The following is a 19,101-nucleotide window of genomic DNA, read 5'->3' on the forward strand; positions in this document are numbered from 1 at the left end:
GGCGTGACAAAAGCGACCACAGAGACTCCTGGGACTACGCGCAGCGCGCGAGGGCGCAGCCCAATGCGCAAAGAAGCGCCATCGGCCCGCCACCACCTACGACATGCACGCACACCACCCCCATCCCCGCGATCCTGGCTAAGCACTTGGCGTGGCCGCCCGCTGTCAACCCTGAAACCTCGCCCCCGAACTACGCGCAACCACGAACCCGCGCGAGGCCGGCGAAGCCGGGGGTTGAGAGCGGGCGGCCACGCCAAGCACACTGAAAGCCAGCGGGGATGCACACTGACGAGCCAGCGGGGACGACGCCGAGAACGCAGAGGACGACCTACCCCGGCCGAGGCACCGAAACCAACGTGTACCGGGTGGTAGCCGTCGGCTCCACATCAAACCGAGCGTTCGGCAGATAAAGCCGAGACCCCACAGCAGCGATCGTGGTCGGCTTGTCGAACCGAGCGTCCTTGACCCGGGTGACCAACGACCCCCGAACCCCCGAAGGATCCAGTCGGAGCACGGTCAGAGTGTTCGGATCGTTTTGCGCAACGTAAAGCGTGGACCCGTCCAGCAACAGCCCGTCCCCATCCTCCAAGGACACAGGCAGCTGAACCTGCGTGGTACGCCCGTCAGGAACAGAGACCCGGAACAGCTTCCCGGTGTTGGACTGCACGATGTACAGCGAAGAGCCGTCGGAAGCGATGCCGTTGGCGTTGATGCCGTCGGAGACGGCGAAGTCACCGCCCAGCTTCACCACCTGAACGTCCCGCGCAGTCGGCACGGACCCGTCGGCGGGCAACGCGATCCGGTACAGGACAGCGTTCCGCGAGTCGGTCAACCACCACGCGTCAGAGGTCAGCACCCCGTCGTTGATCAGGGTGTTGTCCTCCGTCGGCCGAGCGACCAGAGCGAAGTCGGCGAGCTGCTTCCCGGAACGGCTGTCGACGATCCGGGCGTGACCGCTGTCCGCGCCGGCCACGTACAACCGCCCCCGGTCGTCGAGCTTCATCCCTTGCGCGGGCGTTCCGCTCGCCGGAACCAGCGGCGTCGTGGCGCCGGTCGCCAGATCGACGCGGATGATCGCGCCGGTCTCCCGGTTACCGAGGTAGGCGGTGTCACCAGCCGGGGAGACCGCGATGCCCTCGGGCGAGAACCCGGGCGGCAGGGTGATGGTGTCCGGCGCGGAGTCCGGGAGCGGAACGGCGGTGGGTGACGCGGGCGCGGTGCTGGTCGGCGCGGGTGGAGCGGCCGGTGGTTGCGCAGGTGCCGAGCAGCCCGCCAGGAACACCAGAGCCAACGCCAAGCCCGCGCGCCTCATGCCTTACGCGCCCGGTGCAGCGCCACGATCCCGCCGGTCAGGTTCCGCCACGCCACGTCCGACCAGCCGGCCTCGGCCAGCTTCGCCGCGAGTCCTGCCTGGTCGGGCCAGGCTCGGATCGACTCGGCGAGATAGACGTAGGCCTCGGGGTTGCTGCTGACCTTCGTGGCGATCGCGGGCAGCGCCCGCATCAGGTAGTTGTTGTAGACCGTGGCGAACGGCGCCCAGGTCGGGGTGGAGAACTCGCAGATCACCATGCGTCCGCCGGGCTTCGTCACCCGCGCCATCTCGGCCAGGCCCGCGACCGTGTCGACGAGGTTGCGCAACCCGAACGAGATCGTCACCGCGTCGAAGCTCGCGTCGGCGAACGGCAGGTGCAGCGCGTCGGCCGCGGCCATCGGAACGTTGCGGTGCAGCCCGTTGCGCAGCATGCCGAGCGAGAAGTCGGCGGCGAGGCACCACGCCCCGTCCTTCGCCAGCTCGACGGTCGACACGCCGGTGCCGGCCGCGAGGTCGAGCACCCGCTCACCGGCGGTCGGCGCCAGTGCGCGCCGGGTGGCGATGCGCCACAGCTTGTCCTGCCCGCCGGACAGCAGCGTGTTGGTCAGGTCGTAGCGCTGGGCGACCGCATCGAACATGCGCGCGACGTCACGGGGGTCCTTGTCCAAACCGGCTCGAGACACCCACCGAGGCTACGGGGTCACAGGTTGGCCCAGCTGTCGGGCCGGGTTCCGTCGACGTCGGTGAAGCCGTAGGCGCGGGCCAGGTCGGCGCTGGTCACCGACGCCTGGTTCCAGCGGGCGCGGTCGGGGTCGGCGGCCACCGCGGCAACGGCGCGGCCCACGTAACGGGGCGACTCGGACGCGGCGAAACCCGGGGGCGCAGCCGGGTAGCCGTCGATGGAGCCGGTCAGTGCGTCGCGCCAGTTCTGCTCGGACACGCCGAAGTTGTCCAGCATCATCTCCGAACGCAGCCAGCCGGGCGTCAGCGCGAACGCCGTCGCGCCGCGGGGCGCCAGCTCGTGGCCCTGGGAGTAGCCGAGCCGGTTCACCGCGGTCTTGGCCAGGTCGTAGAACACGGAGATGCGGTAGTTCTCCGCGTTGAACGCGTTCGTGCCGTCGGTGACCTCGACGAGCAGCCCGCCGGGCCGGTCCACGAGCAGCGGCAGCAGGTGGTGCGAGGTGATCAGGTGGGTGTCGATCGCGAGCCGCAGGATGCGCAGGCCGGCGTCGAGGTCGTGATCCCAGATCGGGGTGTTCCAGTCGGCCGGCCCGCCCTTGAGCTTCTCGGCGCCCCAGATGTCGTTGACCAGCACGTCGATGTGCCCGTGGTCGCGCCGGATGCGTTGCGCCAACGCGTACACCTGGCCGGATTCGAGGTGGTCGACCTGCTCGGCGATGCCGGTACCACCGAGGCTGGTGACCAGCTCGGCGGTCTCCTCGATCGTCTCGGCGCGGTCGTAGTCGGAGTTGCCCGCCCCGGTTCGGCTGCTGCGGCCGGTGCAGATGACCGTGGCCCCGGCTTCGCCGAGCGCTGCGGCGATCCCCCGGCCCGCGCCTCGGGTTGCTCCGGCGACCACGGCGACTCGCCCACGCAGGGCCTCAGGATCGACCATCGGCCGAGTCTGTCAGCTCGACGTCCCGCGCAGAAGTCGATTCGCGTTCCGGGTGGTCAGGGTCCTCCAGGTGTCCCCGGGCGGCTGGTCGGCGGCGTCCACGGAGGCGATCTGCGCGAGCGCCCCGGCGGCCGGCGTCCAGCAGTAATCGCTCCCGTACAGGACGCGTTCGTGACCGAACGCCCTGGTCAGTGCGGCAACCTGGTTGGGGAACGGCGTGCCGGCCATGTCGAACCAGAGCCGCGCCAGCTGCTCCGGCACCGTGTCTGAGGCCGGGTCGCCGCCCTGGAAGACCGTGCGGAACAGCTCCATCCGGTCGGCGAGCAACGGAAGCGTGCCACCGCCGTGCGTGAAGACCCACCGGATGGCCGGATACCGGAGCAGGACACCGGAGAACACGAGGTCACTCACGGTGCGGGTGGAGTCGAAAATGAACTCCAGCATCGGCCGGGGCCTGCCGAGCGCGATCGCGTCATGGCAGGTCGGCGACGTGGGATGGACGAACACGACGGCGGCGCGGCGGTCGAGCTCGGTCCACAGCGGCTCGTAGCGGGGGTCGCCGAGGTAGGTGCCCTCGGCGTTGGTCTCCAGCGCGACACCGTCGCTGCCCAGCTCGTCCAGTGCGTGGGCGAGCTCGGCGAGGGAACCGTCCACATCGGGCAGCGGCAGCGAGGCGAAGTGACCGAAGCGCCCCGGGTGGTCACGGACGACGGACGCCGCGTACTCGTTGACCCTGCGAGCGAGCCGCCGACCTGCCTGGTCGTCTCCGAAGTGGGTGCCCGGCGAAGAGATGGACAGCACCGAGGTGCGGATCCCGCCGCGATCCATCAGCTCCAGGTGGTCCTCGACGGACCAGCCCGGGTAGTCCGGCATGCCGTCCGGCCGGAGGTGACCGGCCGCTCTCGCCGCCTCGACGTAGAAGTCGGTGACGAAGTGCGCGTGGACATCGATCAGTTGTTCCTCGGCGGACACGCCCTGAGCCTGGCACAGATCCTCGGCGCCGATTCAGGACGGAAACTGGCACTGATGGGTCATAGCGTCACCGGCATGGCCACGATCGAACCATTCACCCTTCAGGTCGACCAGACCGCTCTCGACGACCTGCACCGCCGCCTCGCCGACACCCGATGGCCGGACCAGCCCGCCGGAGCCGACTGGAGCTTCGGTCCCCCGGTCGACGACCTGCGAGAGCTGGCCGAGTACTGGCGCACTCGCTACGACTGGCGCTCGGCCGAATCGGAGATCAACTCGTTTCCGCAGTTCACCACCGAGATCGACGGCCAGAACGTGCACTTCCTGCACGTCCGCTCCCCCGAGCCGGATGCGCTGCCGCTGATCCTCACGCATGGCTGGCCCGGTTCGATCATGGAGTTCCTTGAGCTGATCGGTCCGCTGACCGACCCCGTTTCGCACGGCGGCAACCGAGCCGACGCGTTTCACCTGGTGGTCCCGACCATCCCCGGGTTCACCCTGTCCGGCGTGACGACCGAGCTGGGCTGGACGACGTCGCGCATGGCCAGGGCGTGGGCCGAGCTGATGCGGCGTCTCGGCTACGACCGGTACGTCGCGCACGGCGGCGACTGGGGCGCGGCGATCACCCGCGAGCTGGGGCTGGTCGATCCTGGGCACGTCATGGCGCTGCACGTGCTGCAGCTGTTCGGCGCGACGGTGGACTCGACGACCGCGACTACGCCCGAGGAACAGCGCGCGGCGGACGCCGGTCTGCGCTTCGAGCACGAGCTCGGCGGTTACGCGTCGATCCAGAGCACCCGTCCACAGCTCATCGCCTACGGCCTGACCGACTCGCCGGTCGCGCAGCTGTCCTGGATCGTCGACATCTTCGAGCACTGGACCGACAGCGGCGTCGACCGCGACGCGCTACTGACCAATGTGGCCCTGTACTGGCTGACCGGCACGGCGGGCTCCTCGGCGCGGATCTACCGGGAGAGCGCCGCCACCTGGGGAGACGAGCCGGCGAGGGGAACCGTGCCGACGGCGGTGGCGCAGTTCCCGCACGACAACTCGGTGTCGGTGCGCCGCATCGCCGAGCAGACCGACACGATCGCACGCTGGACGACGTTCGACCGAGGCGGCCACTTCCCCGGCATGGAGACTCCCGACCTGCTGGTCACCGACCTGCGCGAGTTCTTCACCGCCTACCGCTAGCCTCCGGTCGGACCCCAGGCACGACAGCCGAGACACCTCATCGCAAGCCGGGCACCTAGCGAGTCGCCCGGCACGTGCTGGCACACGTCTCAAAGGTGGCCCCGCAAGGCGCCCGAAGGGGTTCCGCCGAAGGCGGGTAGTGCATGAGTGGCGGCTCCCAGGCCGCGGCAGCAAGCGCGCGCGTCGCCGAAGGCGACATTTTTCCGAGTGGGCCCCCAAGCCCGAAGGGTAGAGGGGCCCGCGAGGAAAAAACCCAGGCAGCGAGCCGTCAGGCGAGCCGCCTGGATCGTTCCCGGTCGGCCCGAAGGGCCCTCCGGGAACGATGGCGCGCGGAACAGGCCAACTAAACTGCCGTGAGTGATCACCCCGTTTCGTCTGGCGATCCCCCAGTCCGCGCTGGACGACCTGCATCGCCGGCTGGCCGACACGCGCTGGCCGGACCAGCCCAGACCGGCCACCCCGGCCGATGGCGGCTGGCGGCTCGGACCGCCGGTCGAGGAGCTGCGCGAGCTTGCCGAGTACTGGCGCACCGGCTACGACTGGCGCGCGGCGGAAGCTCAGATCAACTCGTTCCCGCAGTTCACCACCGAGATCGACGGCCAGAACGTGCACTTCCTGCACGTCCGCTCCGTCGAGCCGGATGCCCGGCCGTTGATCCTCACGCACGGCTGGCCCGGTTCGATCGTCGAATACCTCGATCTGATCGGCCCGCTCGTAAACCCGGTCGCCCACGGCGGCGACGCGACGGATGCGTTCCACGTCGTCCTGCCCTCGCTGCCCGGCTACGGCCTGTCCGGTCCGACGACCGAGACCGGCTGGGACCAGTTCCGGGTGGCGAGGGCATGGGCCGAGCTGATGAGCCGCCTCGGCTATGACCGGTACCTGGCGCACGGCGGCGACTGGGGTTCCGCGATCACCCGCGAGCTGGGTGTCGCCGACCCCGAGCACCTCGTCGCGCTGCACGTCCTGCAGATCTTCTCGGCGTCGATCAGCGGGAAGGACGCGGACCTGTCCGACCCCGAGGAGCGGCACAGCGTCGAGACCGGGCGCCGCTACCGCGCCGAGCTGGGCGGCTACTCCGCGCTGCAGAGCACCCGCCCGCAGCTGATCAGCTACGCCCTGACCGATTCCCCGGTCGGGCAGCTGGCCTGGATCGTCGACGCGTTCCACCACTGGACCGGCAACCCGGTCGGCCGGGACGCGCTGCTCACCAACGTGATGCTCTACTGGCTGACCGGCACGGCCGGTTCGTCAGCGCGCTACTACTACGACGGCTACCAGAACTTCCGCCACGCGCTCGCGGAGAACACGGTGCCGACGGCGGTCGCGGTGTTCGCCCACGACATCGCGGCGCCGGTCCGGCGGGTGGCGGAGAAGTCGAACAACATCGTGCGCTGGAAGACCTACGAGCAAGGCGGCCACTTCGCGTCACTCGAACAACCGGAGTTGGTGTTGACCGATATCCGCGAGTCTTTCCGCCCGTTTACCGGAATGAATCCCACTTCAGCTTGATGCACCAGCCCAGCGCGGCGATCAGCACCAGCCGAATCAGCAGGGCCAGTGACGCCAGCCCGAAGACCGAGTCATAGACGACCGCGACCGCGACGACAACGGCCAGCAGGTACACGGCCTTCCGCCACCACAACCACACCCCGGCCAGCGCGATCAGCGCCACGACGAGCAGCACCATCGCGCCGGCCGGCACTTCCGGATTCTGCTGGCCATGCGTGACGATCTGCCGCCACACCAGGAAATTGATCACCAGCGCGAAGATCTCGAACAGGGTGAACACGACCAGCGACACGGTCAGCGGAACACCCCGCCCCGTCTGCCTTGCCCGAACAGTCACCGAACGCCCTCCCCGTGATCGTTGAACGAACGAAACCTAACCCATGGTGAAGCCGTTGCAGCCTCGGACCGATCTTCGAGCGGCTCGTCAGGAAACAGCAGTTGATCCTCAATTCGAATGCTCGGCAAGACTCGAACGGCGAGCTGCCCCGGAGATCCTCTGCGTCGAAATCAACCCTCGAGTGGGCTTCCCCAGCACCAGAGCTTACATACAGCCGACGAGCCACCTCGCGAAAGATGTCCGCGGATACCTCACTTCCTCGGCCCCAGCGAAATCGAACAGAACCTCGTTCACGAAGGCCCGAACTCGATCAAGTCCTCGAATGCCTGGCGTAGCCACGCAGTGAAGTCGACGAACCGTTGTCGCTGCTCCCAGCCAGGACTCGCCATGTCATGAATGATCGCCACACCTCCATCGTCCAGGTCCCAGCATGCAACATCATCGTTGTCCTGACGACGCGCAAACGGTACTAGACAGCGATCGGGGTAGCGCTCCCGAATGCCGACCGTTCGGCGCCGCAACAAATCACCTTCGAGGATCCACCACGGTTCGAGATCGGTCAGGCCGAGTTCAACAACACGGACGAACTCCGCAGGGTACTCGAAGCCATTGGGCAAATCATCGATGGACAGCAGGTCAGCCACCTCAGTCATTTCAGTCGTTACCTAGCAACGGCTTTATTATGGTTCCGCCAGCATTTAGCTAAGACCGTCCCCGCACCAAGGAATGTCCAGCAAGTTTCCGGGAACAGCCTGGGTCAGTCAACGTCAGCCAGGCCTGCGGCATACGCACGCAGCGCCAACAGCTCGTCAGCACTAGCCGGAGACAAGGGGCGGTCTGGATCGAGGTTACCTCCCACCCAGCCGTCCGCTGTGCGCCACGCAAAGACTCCACCCAGCATGTACTGCGGGTCAAAGAGCGAAGGCGGATCCGCGTACGGCGCAGTCTCGTACCCTATCCAGGCTACTTGCGCCCCAGCCTCGATCATGGAGCATAGGAATGCCGACAGCCTTTTTTGCCAGGCCTCGCCGGCCGGCCATTGCCACATTAGGAATTCCCACATCACCACCTCCCACTTTTCTCCAACTAGCCGAAAGCTGTTGGAACACTCGCCAAGCTGAGGGGCCGGCTCGCCGGCCACCCCATCCAGTGCACCTAGCCCATACACGATAATACCTGGGACAAACTCCTTCCCCGTTTCTCCCGGGTATCCAACAAGGATCGTAAGACACTCCTTAGCAGGAACCTCACTCATAGAATTCCCCACTTTTTCAGCTGGCTCGGATACGGAACGATAGCTGTAGCGAGCTGCCCTTTGTACGGCCCCTCTTTGAAAACCAAGACGGCTCGTGCTTCCCATCAATAGTCCCGAGGAATCCTTTCACCGGATCAGGCCCAGACTTCGCGTCGAAAACAGCTTCAGGAGTCTCCAAAATCGGCGTGAGCTTCTGTTCGATGATTGCCGGACTGTCCTTCTTGGAGAAGTTCCCCAAGATTTGGTGCTCGGTCAGATGTCTCGTGCCGTGCTGTAGGCGGTTCGGCGTGAAGACCGAATTCGCAGTGCCAGGGCTATATCCCGGGACCGGTTTGCCAGGCGCAGCAATCTGAGTTGGCCCAGACGCTAGGGGGTTCCACGTGCCTGCGCCACCCCTACCTGCGCCCGAATCCGCTTTCATATTGCTGTCGGGCGGGCGACCAACCGTGACCAGGTCGGGACCTTCAGGGGTGCGGCGAACAAAACCCTTGCCCTGATATTCCCAGTACGTGTATCCGGGATTGTCTTTGAGCAGGTCCGGGAGAGCTTGCCTTTGCGCTGGGGGCAGGCCTAGCTCATCGACGCCGACCCCCGCACCCTGTGAAAGGCGACTGTCGAGTTGCTCGAGCACCGGGCTGCGCGCGCCGAGGGCCCCCTTGGGGAGCAGTTTGCTGCCGGCAAGAGGGGCTGCGAGCAAGCCGACGGAAGCGCCGAGTCCAGCGCTTTCACCTATCCGTTGCGACGGTGTGAGCTTGTCCCAGTTATTGGACAGCTTTACGCCTTGGTCAGTGACTCCTGGCACGGCTAAGCCGGTCGCGGTTGCTCCCAGAACTCGAGTGAGTCCCGCTTTGCCCGCAGCTACGGCTCCGCCAGTGAATATCGCCGCAACGTTGGAGGCGCCGTTGGCGACATCGATGTAATCGGCGCGAGCTCGGGGGTCGTCGAGGCCCATGCCTTGGCCGTGTTGGTAGCGGCTGATCAGGTCCTGGCCCGTGTACACGCCGGTGACGAGACTGCCGACAAACGTCAGCCCGACACCGCCGATTGTTTTGAGGACCTTGAGATCGCCCTGGTCCGAAGGCCCGGTCAGTCCCTCGTGAAGCAATCGTGCTCCCGCGCCGGTCAACCATTTACCGGTGTCTCTGGTCGTCTCCCAGAAACCGGTCGGGTGAGCGAGGCTGGTCAGTAGCATGTCGCCGCTGCCGGTGGGGTCGCCCAGGTCTGCAGGACGGGTGACCGATACACCGTCGGGGAGCGGGTTGTTCCTCAGATAGTCGTCGAAGCTCGTGTAGTGGGCTCCGTCGCTGTCCATCAGGTAGTTCGTCCCGTCGACGCCCTTGACCTGGTAGAGGTTGGCCTGTCCGTAGGCGTTGTCGCCGGCGGACAGCAGCAGAGGTGACGAGGTCACGTTCGGGTTCGGGCCGGCTAGCTCGTGCAGCGCGTTGGCGAACTTGCGGGGGTCGCCGGCTTCCTGGCTGACCAATCCGGACAGCTGCTCAGGCGTAACCGGTGTGGTGGCGAAGTCGGGCGCTTGGCCACGAAGGTCGCCGGGACGCGACTGCTGGAAGCCACGCAGGATGCGGGCGGAATCCGCATCCGGGGTCAGCGGCTTTGTCCCGGCCACCGCGGCGGGCGCGAACGGTGCAAGCGATTCGGGGTGCGGCAGACCGTCCTGAGGTAGCTCTGGACTCGTGGAGTTAGGCTGACCGTTCTGTGGGCGTAGCGCGGACGTCAGGCCCGGCAGGATCGGCCGACCGTCCGCATCGGTCGGGGTCGTCCCCGCCGGTGTGGCTGCCTGCGGCACGCCGGGGACGGGTGGAGTCCGGGGGGCGGGCGTCAGCGGCGACTGTGCGGAGGCCGCGGGTGGCGGCGCTGGGCGGGCGGCAGCGGTCGGCTCGGTGCCTTGAGCGGGGGCGGTGGGCGGCGAGGGTTGCCGCGGCGCCGGCTTCGGGGTGTCGGCGGAGTTGTTGCCGCTGTTCTCCGCGGGGGCGCTCGGGTTGGCGTGTGCCGCCTCGGTGGGGCCCGGCCCGCTGTTGTTCGATGACGAGTTCGACGAGCTGTCCTTGGACGGGCCCGGTTTGGGCACAGGGTCCGCGTCGTTGCCGCCTCCCCCGGGCGGCGGCGCCGGATCGGCTCGCCACGGGCCGGCCCCAGTGGTCGACACCGAGGTCTGAACCGACGAGACCTGAGCGACCGGGACGGCCACCGGCCCCGAGATCGAGTTCGCCAGCAGTGCCAACAACGGCACCACAGTCCACAATGAGCTACGCATCCGCCCCCCAGATGTCACGGCACGCACGGCGCTCATCCGACTCCACCAGCACAGCCGGTATGCACTATAAGACACCGAAGATCGGTCCGGTGCCGTTTTGCCGAAGCCGCCGGGCACCCACCCTGGCCGAAAACACACCGGCACCGCGTCCCCACGACTCAGACCGTGGTGTGCTGATCGTCCCGACTCAGTGTGCTGAGAGGCCCGACTCGCGCAGGGCTGTGAGCATTCCTGTGACCGAGGTGGGCCAGGGGAACTGTTCGGCTCTCGCGCGGGACAGGAACCTGCGTTCTATCTCCTCCGCCGCCAGCAGGCCCTGGACCGCGCCGGCGAACGCCGCCGGGTCGTCGGGGACCGCCGCACCGCAGCCCGGCTGCACGATCTCCACCAGCGCGGACGAGTGCGAGACCACCACGGGGGTGCCGCTGGCCAGCGCTTCCAGCGCCGCCAGGCCGAACGTCTCGTGCGGGCCGGGGGCCAGCGCCACGTCGGCCGAGGCGAGCAGGCGCGCCACCGCCTCGCGCTGCGCGACGAAGCCGAGGAACGTCACCGGCAGCGTGCGCGCCCGGCGTTCCAGCGCGGCTCGGCGGGGGCCGTCACCCGCGACGACCAGCCGGACCCGGTGCCCGGCCGCGTGCAGCGCGGCGACCGTGTCGACGCTGCGTTCCACGTGTTTCTCCGCCGACAGCCTGCCGCAGTGCACCAGCAGGTGCTCGGCGGTGCCCGCGAGATGGTCGCGCAGCTCGACGTCCCTGCGGGTCGGGGAGAACGCGGTGAGGTCGACGCCGAGCGGTACCTGCAGGACGTTGCGGGCGCCGATCCGGTCGAACTCGGCGCGTGCGAAACCGGTCGTGCACACGACGGTGTCGTAGCTGGCGGCCATCCTGCGGTTCGCCAGGTCCGCCCACCGGCGCGCGGCGGAGCCGGGCAGCAGGAACTGCTCCAGCAGCCGGTCCAGCCGCTCGTGCGAGATGACCACGCTGGGCACGCCCTTGCTCGCGGCCCAGGTGCCCAGCCCGCGCAGGGTCAGGCGGTCGGACACCTCGATGGCGTCCGGTCGCAGCTGTTCCAGCAGCGCCCGCACCCGCCACGGGTCGACGGCGCGGTAGCCGCCGGTGCCGGGCAGCTTCAGCGCCGGCAACGTGATCCGGCGCAGCCGAGGGGCCAGCCATTCCTCGGTGCGCTGACCACCTGGGACGACGAGCGTCACCTGGTGGCCGCGCGCCACGTAGCCGGCGCCGAGGTGGTGCAGCGCGGTGCGCAGGCCACCGGAGCGCGGACCGTAGAAGTTGGCCAGTTGGACGATGTGCATCAGGCGGCGCGGTGATCGGTGCGCTCGTCGAGCGGACCGTCGTTCATCACCTGCGCGTAGTGGTCCATCAGCTCGTCACACACCGTGCCCCAGTCCCGCTGCAGCACCGACCGGCGCGCCGCCAGGCCCGCGCGGCGCCGCAGCTCGGGCTCGGTCAGCGCGAGCACCGCGGCGCGCAGCGCTTCGGCCGACTCCGGGTCCGACGGGTCGGTCCCTGGCGGGAACAGGTAGCCGGTGCGGCCGGGCGCAACCAGGTCCCTCGGGCCGCCCGCGTCGGGCGCGACCACCGGCACACCGCTGGCCAGGGCCTCCTGCACGGCCTGGCAGAACGTCTCGGACGGACCGGTGTGCACGAACACGTCGAGCGAGGCGTACAGCTCGGCCAGCTCGTCACCCTCGCGGAAACCGAGGAACGCCGCGCCGGGCAGCAGCTCACGCAGCCGGGCCTCGCTCGGGCCTTCGCCGACGACGACCAGGCGGACGTTCGGCAGCCCGCGCAGTGCGGCAAGGCGTTCGACCTGCTTCTCCGGCGCCAGCCTGCCCACGTAGCCCACCAGCAGCTCGCCGTTCGGGGCCAGCTCGCCGCGCCACCGGGCGAGCCGCCGCGACGGCCGGAACCGGGAGATGTCCACGCCGCGAGCCCAGCGATGCACCCTCGGCACTCCCCTGCCGCGCAGCGCATCGGCCGCCCAGCTGGACGGCGCGAGCGTGCGGTCGGCGAGGGTGTGCAACCGGCAGGTCCACCGCCAGGCCGCGCGGGCGGTCAACCCGAGCCCGTAGGAGGTGGCGAAACCGGCCACATCCGTCTGGTAGATGGCCACGGTGGGCACCGACAGCCTGCGCGCCGCGGCGAGCCCCCGTGCACCCATGATGAACGGGGAGGCCAGGTGCACGACGTCGGGCGCGAACTCGCGCAGCGCGGTCAGCACCTTGCGGGTCGGCAGACCGATCGGCATCGAGTTCACCACCGGCAGGTCCAGCGCGGGCACCCGCACGACCGGGACGCCCAGGTACGTGTCCGGTTCCGCCGAGGACCCGCCCGGCGCCACCACCATCACCTCGTGCCCACCTCGGCGCAGGTGTTCGATCACCCGGAGCACCGAGTTGGTCACGCCGTTGACTGTCGGGAGGAAACACTCGGAAACGATCGCCACTCGCACACCGCGGACCATGCCCCGGGTACCTCCCGACCAGCCGAAGCAGGCATTGCCAACCGAGGAACACAACAACAACATCCACGGACACCACCCGGTGCTCCGACGAACGTCATCCCCCGTCGACACGACAGTCGCGCGCGCGACACCGAGCGCCGACACAGTTGGCTGACATGACGGTGTTGTACTCGCCGCCCGTGGACCCGGGGCTGCTCTCCCGAGCGCTGGAGGTCGGCGGCCGGCTCGCCAATGACGCGGCCGAGGTCATCTCGGCGACCGCGGACCGGGGTTGCCGGGTCGACCCGGCAATCCGCTCGCACCCGTTCGACTGGGTCACCGACACCGGCCGAACGCTGGAGCGGCACACCAGACGGGTGCTGGCCGCCGAGTTCCCCGACATCGCCGTGGCGGGCGCGCAGTACGAGCCGCCGGTGCCGTCGGGGTCCGAGTTCCGGTGGGTGGTCGCGCCGCTGGACGGCACGGCGAACTACCTGGCCGGGCTGCCCTGGTTCAGCTACTCGCTCGCGCTGCTCGACTCGGCCGGCCCGGTGGTCGGGGTGATCTCGAACCCGAGCCAGGCCGAGGTGTACGCGGCGGCGCGGGGCCGAGGTACCCGGGTCAACGGCGTGCCGGTCCGCATCTCGGAGCAGGCGACCGCGCACGGCTATCCGGTGTGTGTCGAACGCGGTTCCGGGCACTGGCCGACGCGGCTCATCGAGCTGGCCGACGCGGCGGGCTGCGGGGTGCGCGTTCTCGGTTCGGCCGCGCTCGCCATCTCCCAGGTCGCGCTCGGCCACGCGGTGGCGGCGGTCCTGGAGGACTACCGCGAATGGGACGTCGCGGCGGGACTTGCGCTGGCGCTGGAAGCGGGCGCGGTGGTACTCGACCGGGACGGCAGGCCCGATCCGCTGCCGGCGAACGGCGCGCTGGTCGCGGCGCCCGCGGCGGCCGATGAGGTGCTCAGCTGGTGGGGCGCGTAGCGGTGCAGGTGCAGCTGATCACCATCGGCGACACCCTCAACAAGCCGGCTCCGCGAGTCTCCCGAAGGGAGTTCAGTGCGAAGCCGACCCGACTCCGCTCCGCGAGTCTCCCCGAAGAGGGTTCAGAGCAAAGCACTGCAAAGAACGCAACAGGCGAAGCAAAACGCGATCAGACAAGCGCGCGTCAAGCGAGGGCAGCGAAGCCGGAGCGAAGCGAACGGCATAGCAGCCCAAGTCTCCGGTCGCGGGCCCCTCGAGGCGAAGCCGATGAGGGGTCCCGACCGGAAACTTCAGACGCGCGGAAGCCCGCCAGTAGCTACTGCGCGACCATGGCGGCGAGGCGTTCGGCCTCCATCTGCCGTAGCTGCCTGCCGCGCAGCGCGAACGCGATGGGCAGCGCGACGACCCACATGCCCAGCACCATCAGCCCGATCGGCAGGTAGCCGACCGATGCGTCCCGCCCGAGGACCCGGACCAGGTCCGGATGGGTGCTGTCGTACTCGACCCGCACGACCTGCCCCGGCTGCAACCCGCGCGGATAGGCGACACCCTTGTCCGGGATCACCGTGTCCCCGCCAGCGGTGGTGAACCTGATCAGCGTGCGGCGCCAGTCCGAACCGGGCAGCACCTCGGCGGTCGCCACGGCGCTGTTCGCCTTGATGGCCGCGTCGTCGCGCGAGGCACCGATCAGCACCAGCGCGCCGATCACCGTGCACAGGCCCGGGAGCACCAGGATGATCGCCGGAAGGCGTCTGACCAGCGGCATGACAACGGGCAGGAGCAGACCGGCCGCCTCGTCGAGCAGGCGCCCGGTCGTACTGGGGTTGCTGCCGTGGGCGGAGGTCACGCCACAGGAGTGTACGGATGGCACCTGAAGATCAGCTGAGTGGTGTCGCGCCGTTATAGCTCTGGTCGGCATATCGCGCTGAGAGTGTGGCGGGCGCCTCGAAGATCCTGTGGAGACGTAAAGGGGCGACCTAAGTTACTCTCGGTAGGGTGAGCATCGAACCGCTGGGGCACTCGCCGAGGGTTCGTACCCGGGCGTTGCCCGACCCTGGCCATCTGATCGAGCGGCTACCCGACGAGCAGGGCCCGCTGTGCTGGGTGCGCGGCACGGATGGCCTGGTCGGCTGGGGTGAGGCCGCCCGTTTCACCACCCGAGGACCTGACCGGTTCGCCGCGGCCGACGCCTGGTGGCGCGCGTTCACCAGCCGCATGGACGTCACCGACGAGGTGGGCCTCCCCGGCTCCGGCGCGGTCGCGTTCGTGAGCTTCGCGTTCTCCGACGACCCCGACGAGTCGGTCCTCGTGGTGCCCCAGGTCGTGGTCGGCTGCCGAGACGGCGTCGGCTGGATCACCGAGATCGACGCCGGCACCCGCTCACCGTCGGTCCGCCGGATGTCCCCGGTCCGCCCGGCGACCGGAGTGCACTACGCCGACGGCCAGCTGCCGGCGGCGCGCTGGCGCGACGCGGTCGCCGAGGCCGTGTCCCGGATGCGTGACGGTGAGCTGTACAAGGCGGTCTTCGCACACGACCTGCTGGCGACGGCCGACGAGCCGCTGGACCCGCGCTACCTGCTGGGCGAACTGTCCCGGCGCTACCCGACCTGCTGGAGCTACTCCGTCGACGGCCTCGTCGGCGCGACGCCGGAACTGCTGCTGCGCCGCTCCGGCCACGAGGTCAACTCACGCGTACTGGCCGGCACGAACTGGGTCGGCTCACTGACCGACTCCGAGCTCGGTTCGGCCCTGTTGGCCTCGTCGAAGGACCGCGAGGAACACCGCTACGCGATGGAGTCGCTGGTCGACTGCCTGCGGCCGCTGTGCAAGGAAGTCCACGCGCCCGCCTCGCCGTCGGTGCTGCGACTGCCCAACGTGACCCACCTGTCCAGCGACATCACCGCCACCCTGGACCCGGCCGATCCCCCGTCGCTGTTGCGGCTGGTCGGTGCGGTACATCCCTCCGCGGCCGTCGGCGGTACGCCTCGTCAACCGGCGCTCGCGTTGATCGCCGAGCTGGAGCGGATGAACCGGGGACGGTACGCCGGTCCCGTCGGCTGGGTCGACAGCCAGGGGGATGGCGAGCTGGGGATCGCGTTGCGCTGTGCTCAGCTGTCCGGGCGTACCGCGCGGTTGTTCGGCGGTGGGGGGATCGTGGCTGATTCCGATCCTGATACCGAGGTGGCCGAGGTGGCCGCGAAGATGTCCGCTTTCCGGTCGGCTTTGGGGTAGGTCGTCCTCGCTGGCTCGTCCAGTGTGCATCCCCGCTGGCTTTCAGTGTGCTTGGCGTGGCCGCCCGCTCTCAACCCCCCGCTTCGCCGGCCTCGCGCGGGTTCCTGGTTGCGCGTAGTTCGGGGGCGAGGTTTCAGGGTTGACAGCGGGCGGCCACGCCAAGTGCTTAGCCAGGATCGCGGGGAAGGGGCAGGTGTGCGTGCATGCCGTGCGGGGTGGCGTGCCGATGGCGCTTCTTTGCGCATTGGGCTGCGCCCTCGCGCGATCGCGTAGTCCCAGGAGTCTCTGTGGTCACTTTTGTCACGCCTCGCAGAGCTACGTGTTGCGTCGCAGATGTTGGAACATGTGCGACGCAACACGTAGCTCTGCGAAGTCGCCCCGGGCGTTACGCGTGTGACAGATAGGGTGATCTTGAGTACCCCGGGCACGTGCACACAACGAGCGCGGTGCACCAGGAGGCCGTGGGGGGGCGCGGCGCAGCCGTGACCAACACAAGCGCCGCACAGCTCTCCCATCCCCGCGATCCTGGCCTGCACTTGGCGTGGCCGCCCGCTGTCAACCCTGAAACCTCGCCCCCGAACTACGCGCAACCAGGAACCCGCGCGAGGCCGGCGCCAGCCGGGGGGTGAGAGCGGGCGGCCACGCCAAGCACACTCGATGGCCAGCGGGGATGCACACCGAAACCTCAGCCGAGCACCGAATCGATCGACTCGCGCAACGACGCGTGCCCGGATCGCAGAGACTCCCGGGTGGTCTGCAGCTCGATGACCCGGACCCCTGGCTCCGGGACCAGAGCATCAGGCAGCTCGGACAGCTCCCGCACCTTCCGATAGCCCACCCCGAGCCCGGCGCACAGCCCTTCCAGCCACACCCCGTGAGGCGTCCCGAAGACCCGCTCGAACGACGCGGCATGCTCGGGCCCGCCCTGCTCCAGCAGGGAGAAGATGCCCCCACCGAAGTCGTTGAGTACCACGATCGCCAGATCGGGGCGGGGTTCGTCGGGTCCCAGCAGCAGACCTGTCATGTCGTGCAGAGCCGTCAGGTCGCCGAGCAACGCGTATCCCGGTCCGCCTCCGTCGGCGGCGTGCGCGAGAGCGGCTCCGGTCACCGTCGACACCGACCCGTCGATACCGGCCACACCTCGGCTGGCGAACACCGTGAGGCCGGTCCGGGGGCGCGCCGCGAGTGACACGTCGCGCACGGGATTCGACGAACCGAGCGTCAGCAGCGCGCCGTCCGGCAAGGCGTCCACGAGCGCGGCGGCCAGGCGGATACCCAGCGGGGTGGACGGCTCGACCAGAGCCTTGTCCAGCGCGGTCGAGGCGTGCAGGTCGGCGCCGGCCCAGCGGCCGGTCCACTCCGGCGGCGGGCGTAGCGGCGGGGGCATGCCCACCGCGCGCACCGAGGGCGGAAGACCGGCTCCGGCCGCGTCGACCGTGCCGGACACCGCGTAGACCGCGACGCGGTCGTCGTTCAGCAGTGCCGAGACTGAACGGTGCAGTGTCGGTCGGCCGTGTAGCAGCACCTGGGTCGGCCGCAGGCGGTCTGCCTGCACCGATCCGAGCAACCAGGGCCCCGTGCGCAGGGCGTAGGGCCACAGCGGTGACCCGGGTTCGGCGATCACCGGGGCTCCGGCGCCGAACCCGGCGCCGGGCGGCAGCCGGGGCGTCGAGCCGGTCGGGACGGAACCGCCGATCACCAGCGTCGGCGCGGCGGGATCCAGCGGCAGCGGGTCGGTGCTGTGGTTGCTCGGCGGGTACACCGTCCACGGCATGCCGCCGCGCCGGCCGGCGAGCGGTTCTGGCCAGTCACCGGCGCCGGGGCCGACCTCGGGGACCAGCGGTTCGGCGAACGGGACGTTCAGGTGAACCGGGCCGGGAGTGTCGCCGGCCCTGCCGAGCGCGACCCCGACGGCTCGGGCCACCGCGGTCCGCCACGCCGCCTGCTGGCCGACGGCACGCCGTGCCACACCGAGCGCGACCGACAGCCTCGGCGCGTCGGCGTACAGGCCGTTCTGCACGATCGTCTGGTTGGCGCCGGTGCCGACCAGCTCCGGCGGACGGTCCGCGGTCAGCGCGATCAGCGGCACACCGGCGTAGGACGCCTCGAGTACGGCGGGGTGCAGGTTCGCCGCCGCGGTTCCCGACGTGCACACCACGGGAACCGGCCAGCCGGACCGCAACGCGAGACCCAGCGCGAGGAAACCGGCCGTGCGCTCGTCGATCCGGACGTGCAGCCGAATCCGCCCCGACGAGTCGGCCCTGCGCAGCGCGAACGACAACGGCGCATTCCGCGAACCTGGACACAGCACCGCCTCGGTGACACCGCACCGAATCAGCTCGTCGACCAGTACTTCGGCCTGCGCCGTCGAGGGGTTCACGCGACCGGTACGGCCAGATCGTCCACGACCGTGGCGGTGGGCAGCGCGGACAGCATCGAACCGGCGAGCACCAGTTTGCTGCGGCGCACGCCGGACCCGATCACCACGCTGTCGGCGGCGGCGACGGCCGCGTCGAGGTAGACCGGCCACTCCGGCGGCAGGCCGATCGGGGTGATCCCGCCGTACTCCATGCCGGTGTCACCGGTCGCCTGCTCCCTCGACGCGAAGGACGCCTTGCGTGCGTCCAGCAGCCGCCGCACGGTCCCGTTCACGTCGGCCCTCGTGGTGGCGAGCACCAGTACCGCCGCCATCCGGACCTCACCGCCCCGTTTGCCCGCGATCAGGACACAGTTCGCCGACTCGGCCAGCGGAACGTCGTACCGCTCGCAGAACGCGGCGGTGTCGGCCAGTTCCGGGTCGATCTCGGCGACCTGGATGGCGCTGCCGGGCAGGGCCAGTGCGGCAAGGGCGTCCCGCACCGGATCGGCCAGCAGATCCGGCCGATCCAGTGCGGGTACCAGAGTCAGTGCGTAGCTCACCGAACCATCGTCGCGAACCCGGGCGCACCCGGCCT

The 19,101-nt window shown here is 69.4% G+C and carries 17 protein-coding genes; 5 read left to right on the forward strand and 12 right to left on the reverse strand.

The window, feature by feature from the left end:
- Nucleotides 1-328 precede the first annotated feature (328 nt).
- From G406_RS0117055 to G406_RS0117070, 4 genes are read right to left on the reverse strand one after another with little or no spacing between them, the layout of a single operon-like run.
- Nucleotides 329-1,312, reverse strand: a complete 984-nt coding sequence (locus tag G406_RS0117055) for an SMP-30/gluconolactonase/LRE family protein (protein ID WP_028934765.1) — start codon at nt 1,310-1,312, stop codon at nt 329-331.
- A complete protein-coding gene (locus tag G406_RS0117060) occupies nt 1,309-1,995 on the reverse strand; it encodes a demethylmenaquinone methyltransferase (RefSeq protein ID WP_028934766.1) in 687 nt (228 codons plus the stop codon). The genes G406_RS0117055 and G406_RS0117060 overlap by 4 nt, the downstream gene beginning before the upstream one ends.
- 17 nt (nt 1,996-2,012) lie before the next feature.
- Nucleotides 2,013-2,927 carry an SDR family oxidoreductase gene (locus tag G406_RS0117065; RefSeq protein ID WP_028934767.1) on the reverse strand — a complete coding sequence of 305 codons (915 nt, stop codon included), beginning with the start codon at nt 2,925-2,927 and terminating at the stop codon, nt 2,013-2,015.
- Nucleotides 2,928-2,939: 12 nt separating this feature from the next.
- Nucleotides 2,940-3,899 (reverse strand): amidohydrolase family protein, encoded by a 960-nt coding sequence (locus tag G406_RS0117070; protein ID WP_028934768.1) that lies wholly within the window; start codon nt 3,897-3,899, stop codon nt 2,940-2,942.
- A gap of 75 nt (nt 3,900-3,974) precedes the next feature.
- On the opposite strand from G406_RS0117070, the gene G406_RS0117075 reads away from it, so the two are divergent.
- The gene (locus tag G406_RS0117075) at nt 3,975-5,093 is read left to right on the forward strand and encodes an epoxide hydrolase family protein (RefSeq protein WP_028934769.1); all 1,119 of its coding nucleotides are present in this window, start codon (nt 3,975-3,977) and stop codon (nt 5,091-5,093) included.
- Between the two features lie 357 nt (nt 5,094-5,450).
- Nucleotides 5,451-6,605, forward strand: a complete 1,155-nt coding sequence (locus tag G406_RS0117080) for an epoxide hydrolase family protein (protein ID WP_245607141.1) — start codon at nt 5,451-5,453, stop codon at nt 6,603-6,605.
- On the opposite strand, the gene G406_RS0117085 is transcribed toward G406_RS0117080, so the two are convergent.
- The 3 genes from G406_RS0117085 to G406_RS0117100 all read right to left on the reverse strand — a co-directional run bounded on the left by G406_RS0117085 (nt 6,577) and on the right by G406_RS0117100 (nt 9,821).
- On the reverse strand, nt 6,577-6,942 hold the full coding sequence (locus G406_RS0117085) for a hypothetical protein (RefSeq protein WP_156934953.1): 366 nt from the start codon (nt 6,940-6,942) through the stop codon (nt 6,577-6,579). The genes G406_RS0117080 and G406_RS0117085 overlap by 29 nt on opposite strands.
- A 290-nt stretch (nt 6,943-7,232) precedes the next feature.
- Complete coding sequence (locus G406_RS0117090; RefSeq protein WP_211241179.1) at nt 7,233-7,586, reverse strand: hypothetical protein; 354 nt, start codon at nt 7,584-7,586, stop codon at nt 7,233-7,235.
- A 627-nt stretch (nt 7,587-8,213) separates the two neighbouring features.
- A complete protein-coding gene (locus G406_RS0117100) occupies nt 8,214-9,821 on the reverse strand; it encodes a hypothetical protein (RefSeq protein ID WP_028934774.1) in 1,608 nt (535 codons plus the stop codon).
- Nucleotides 9,822-10,113: 292 nt separating this feature from the next.
- Between G406_RS0117100 and G406_RS0117105 the strand changes: the two genes are divergently transcribed.
- Nucleotides 10,114-10,371, forward strand: a complete 258-nt coding sequence (locus G406_RS0117105) for a hypothetical protein (protein WP_028934775.1) — start codon at nt 10,114-10,116, stop codon at nt 10,369-10,371.
- Between the two features lie 285 nt (nt 10,372-10,656).
- Here the strand turns inward: G406_RS0117105 and G406_RS0117110 are convergent, their stop codons facing one another.
- The gene (locus G406_RS0117110; RefSeq protein WP_028934776.1) at nt 10,657-11,781 is read right to left on the reverse strand and encodes a glycosyltransferase; all 1,125 of its coding nucleotides are present in this window, start codon (nt 11,779-11,781) and stop codon (nt 10,657-10,659) included.
- Nucleotides 11,781-12,893 (reverse strand): glycosyltransferase family 4 protein, encoded by a 1,113-nt coding sequence (locus tag G406_RS0117115; protein WP_281172458.1) that lies wholly within the window; start codon nt 12,891-12,893, stop codon nt 11,781-11,783. Before G406_RS0117115 ends, G406_RS0117110 begins: the two co-directional genes overlap by 1 nt.
- 215 nt (nt 12,894-13,108) lie before the next feature.
- Here G406_RS0117115 and G406_RS0117120 point away from each other — a divergent pair, with 215 nt between their 5' ends.
- Nucleotides 13,109-13,915 (forward strand): inositol monophosphatase family protein, encoded by an 807-nt coding sequence (locus G406_RS0117120; RefSeq protein ID WP_028934778.1) that lies wholly within the window; start codon nt 13,109-13,111, stop codon nt 13,913-13,915.
- Nucleotides 13,916-14,231: 316 nt separating this feature from the next.
- On the opposite strand, the gene G406_RS0117125 is transcribed toward G406_RS0117120, so the two are convergent.
- A complete protein-coding gene (locus G406_RS0117125; RefSeq protein ID WP_051342234.1) occupies nt 14,232-14,762 on the reverse strand; it encodes a DUF3592 domain-containing protein in 531 nt (176 codons plus the stop codon).
- A gap of 149 nt (nt 14,763-14,911) precedes the next feature.
- Here G406_RS0117125 and G406_RS0117130 point away from each other — a divergent pair, with 149 nt between their 5' ends.
- On the forward strand, nt 14,912-16,147 hold the full coding sequence (locus tag G406_RS0117130) for an isochorismate synthase (protein WP_028934780.1): 1,236 nt from the start codon (nt 14,912-14,914) through the stop codon (nt 16,145-16,147).
- A 685-nt stretch (nt 16,148-16,832) separates the two neighbouring features.
- Here the strand turns inward: G406_RS0117130 and menD are convergent.
- Nucleotides 16,833-18,527 (reverse strand): 2-succinyl-5-enolpyruvyl-6-hydroxy-3-cyclohexene-1-carboxylic-acid synthase, encoded by a 1,695-nt coding sequence (menD, locus tag G406_RS0117135; RefSeq protein WP_028934781.1) that lies wholly within the window; start codon nt 18,525-18,527, stop codon nt 16,833-16,835.
- Nucleotides 18,524-19,066, reverse strand: a complete 543-nt coding sequence (locus tag G406_RS0117140) for a YbaK/EbsC family protein (protein WP_028934782.1) — start codon at nt 19,064-19,066, stop codon at nt 18,524-18,526. Before G406_RS0117140 ends, menD begins: the two co-directional genes overlap by 4 nt.
- Nucleotides 19,067-19,101: the final 35 nt, after the last annotated feature.

Source organism: Actinospineispora spinosispora DSM 44797, assembly GCF_000429025.1.
GTDB classification, from domain to species: Bacteria; Actinomycetota; Actinomycetes; order Mycobacteriales; family Pseudonocardiaceae; genus Pseudonocardia; species Pseudonocardia spinosispora.

Excerpts from the sequence above, each read along its gene's own strand:
- G406_RS0117055 (WP_028934765.1), bottom strand. The coding sequence starts at position 1,312 with ATGAGGCGCGCGGGCTTGGCGTTGGCTCTGGTGTTCCTGGCGGGCTGC.
- G406_RS0117065 (WP_028934767.1), bottom strand. The coding sequence starts at position 2,927 with ATGGTCGATCCTGAGGCCCTGCGTGGGCGAGTCGCCGTGGTCGCCGGA.
- G406_RS0117075 (WP_028934769.1), top strand. The coding sequence starts at position 3,975 with ATGGCCACGATCGAACCATTCACCCTTCAGGTCGACCAGACCGCTCTC.
- G406_RS0117110 (WP_028934776.1), bottom strand. The coding sequence starts at position 11,781 with ATGCACATCGTCCAACTGGCCAACTTCTACGGTCCGCGCTCCGGTGGC.
- G406_RS0117120 (WP_028934778.1), top strand. The coding sequence starts at position 13,109 with ATGACGGTGTTGTACTCGCCGCCCGTGGACCCGGGGCTGCTCTCCCGA.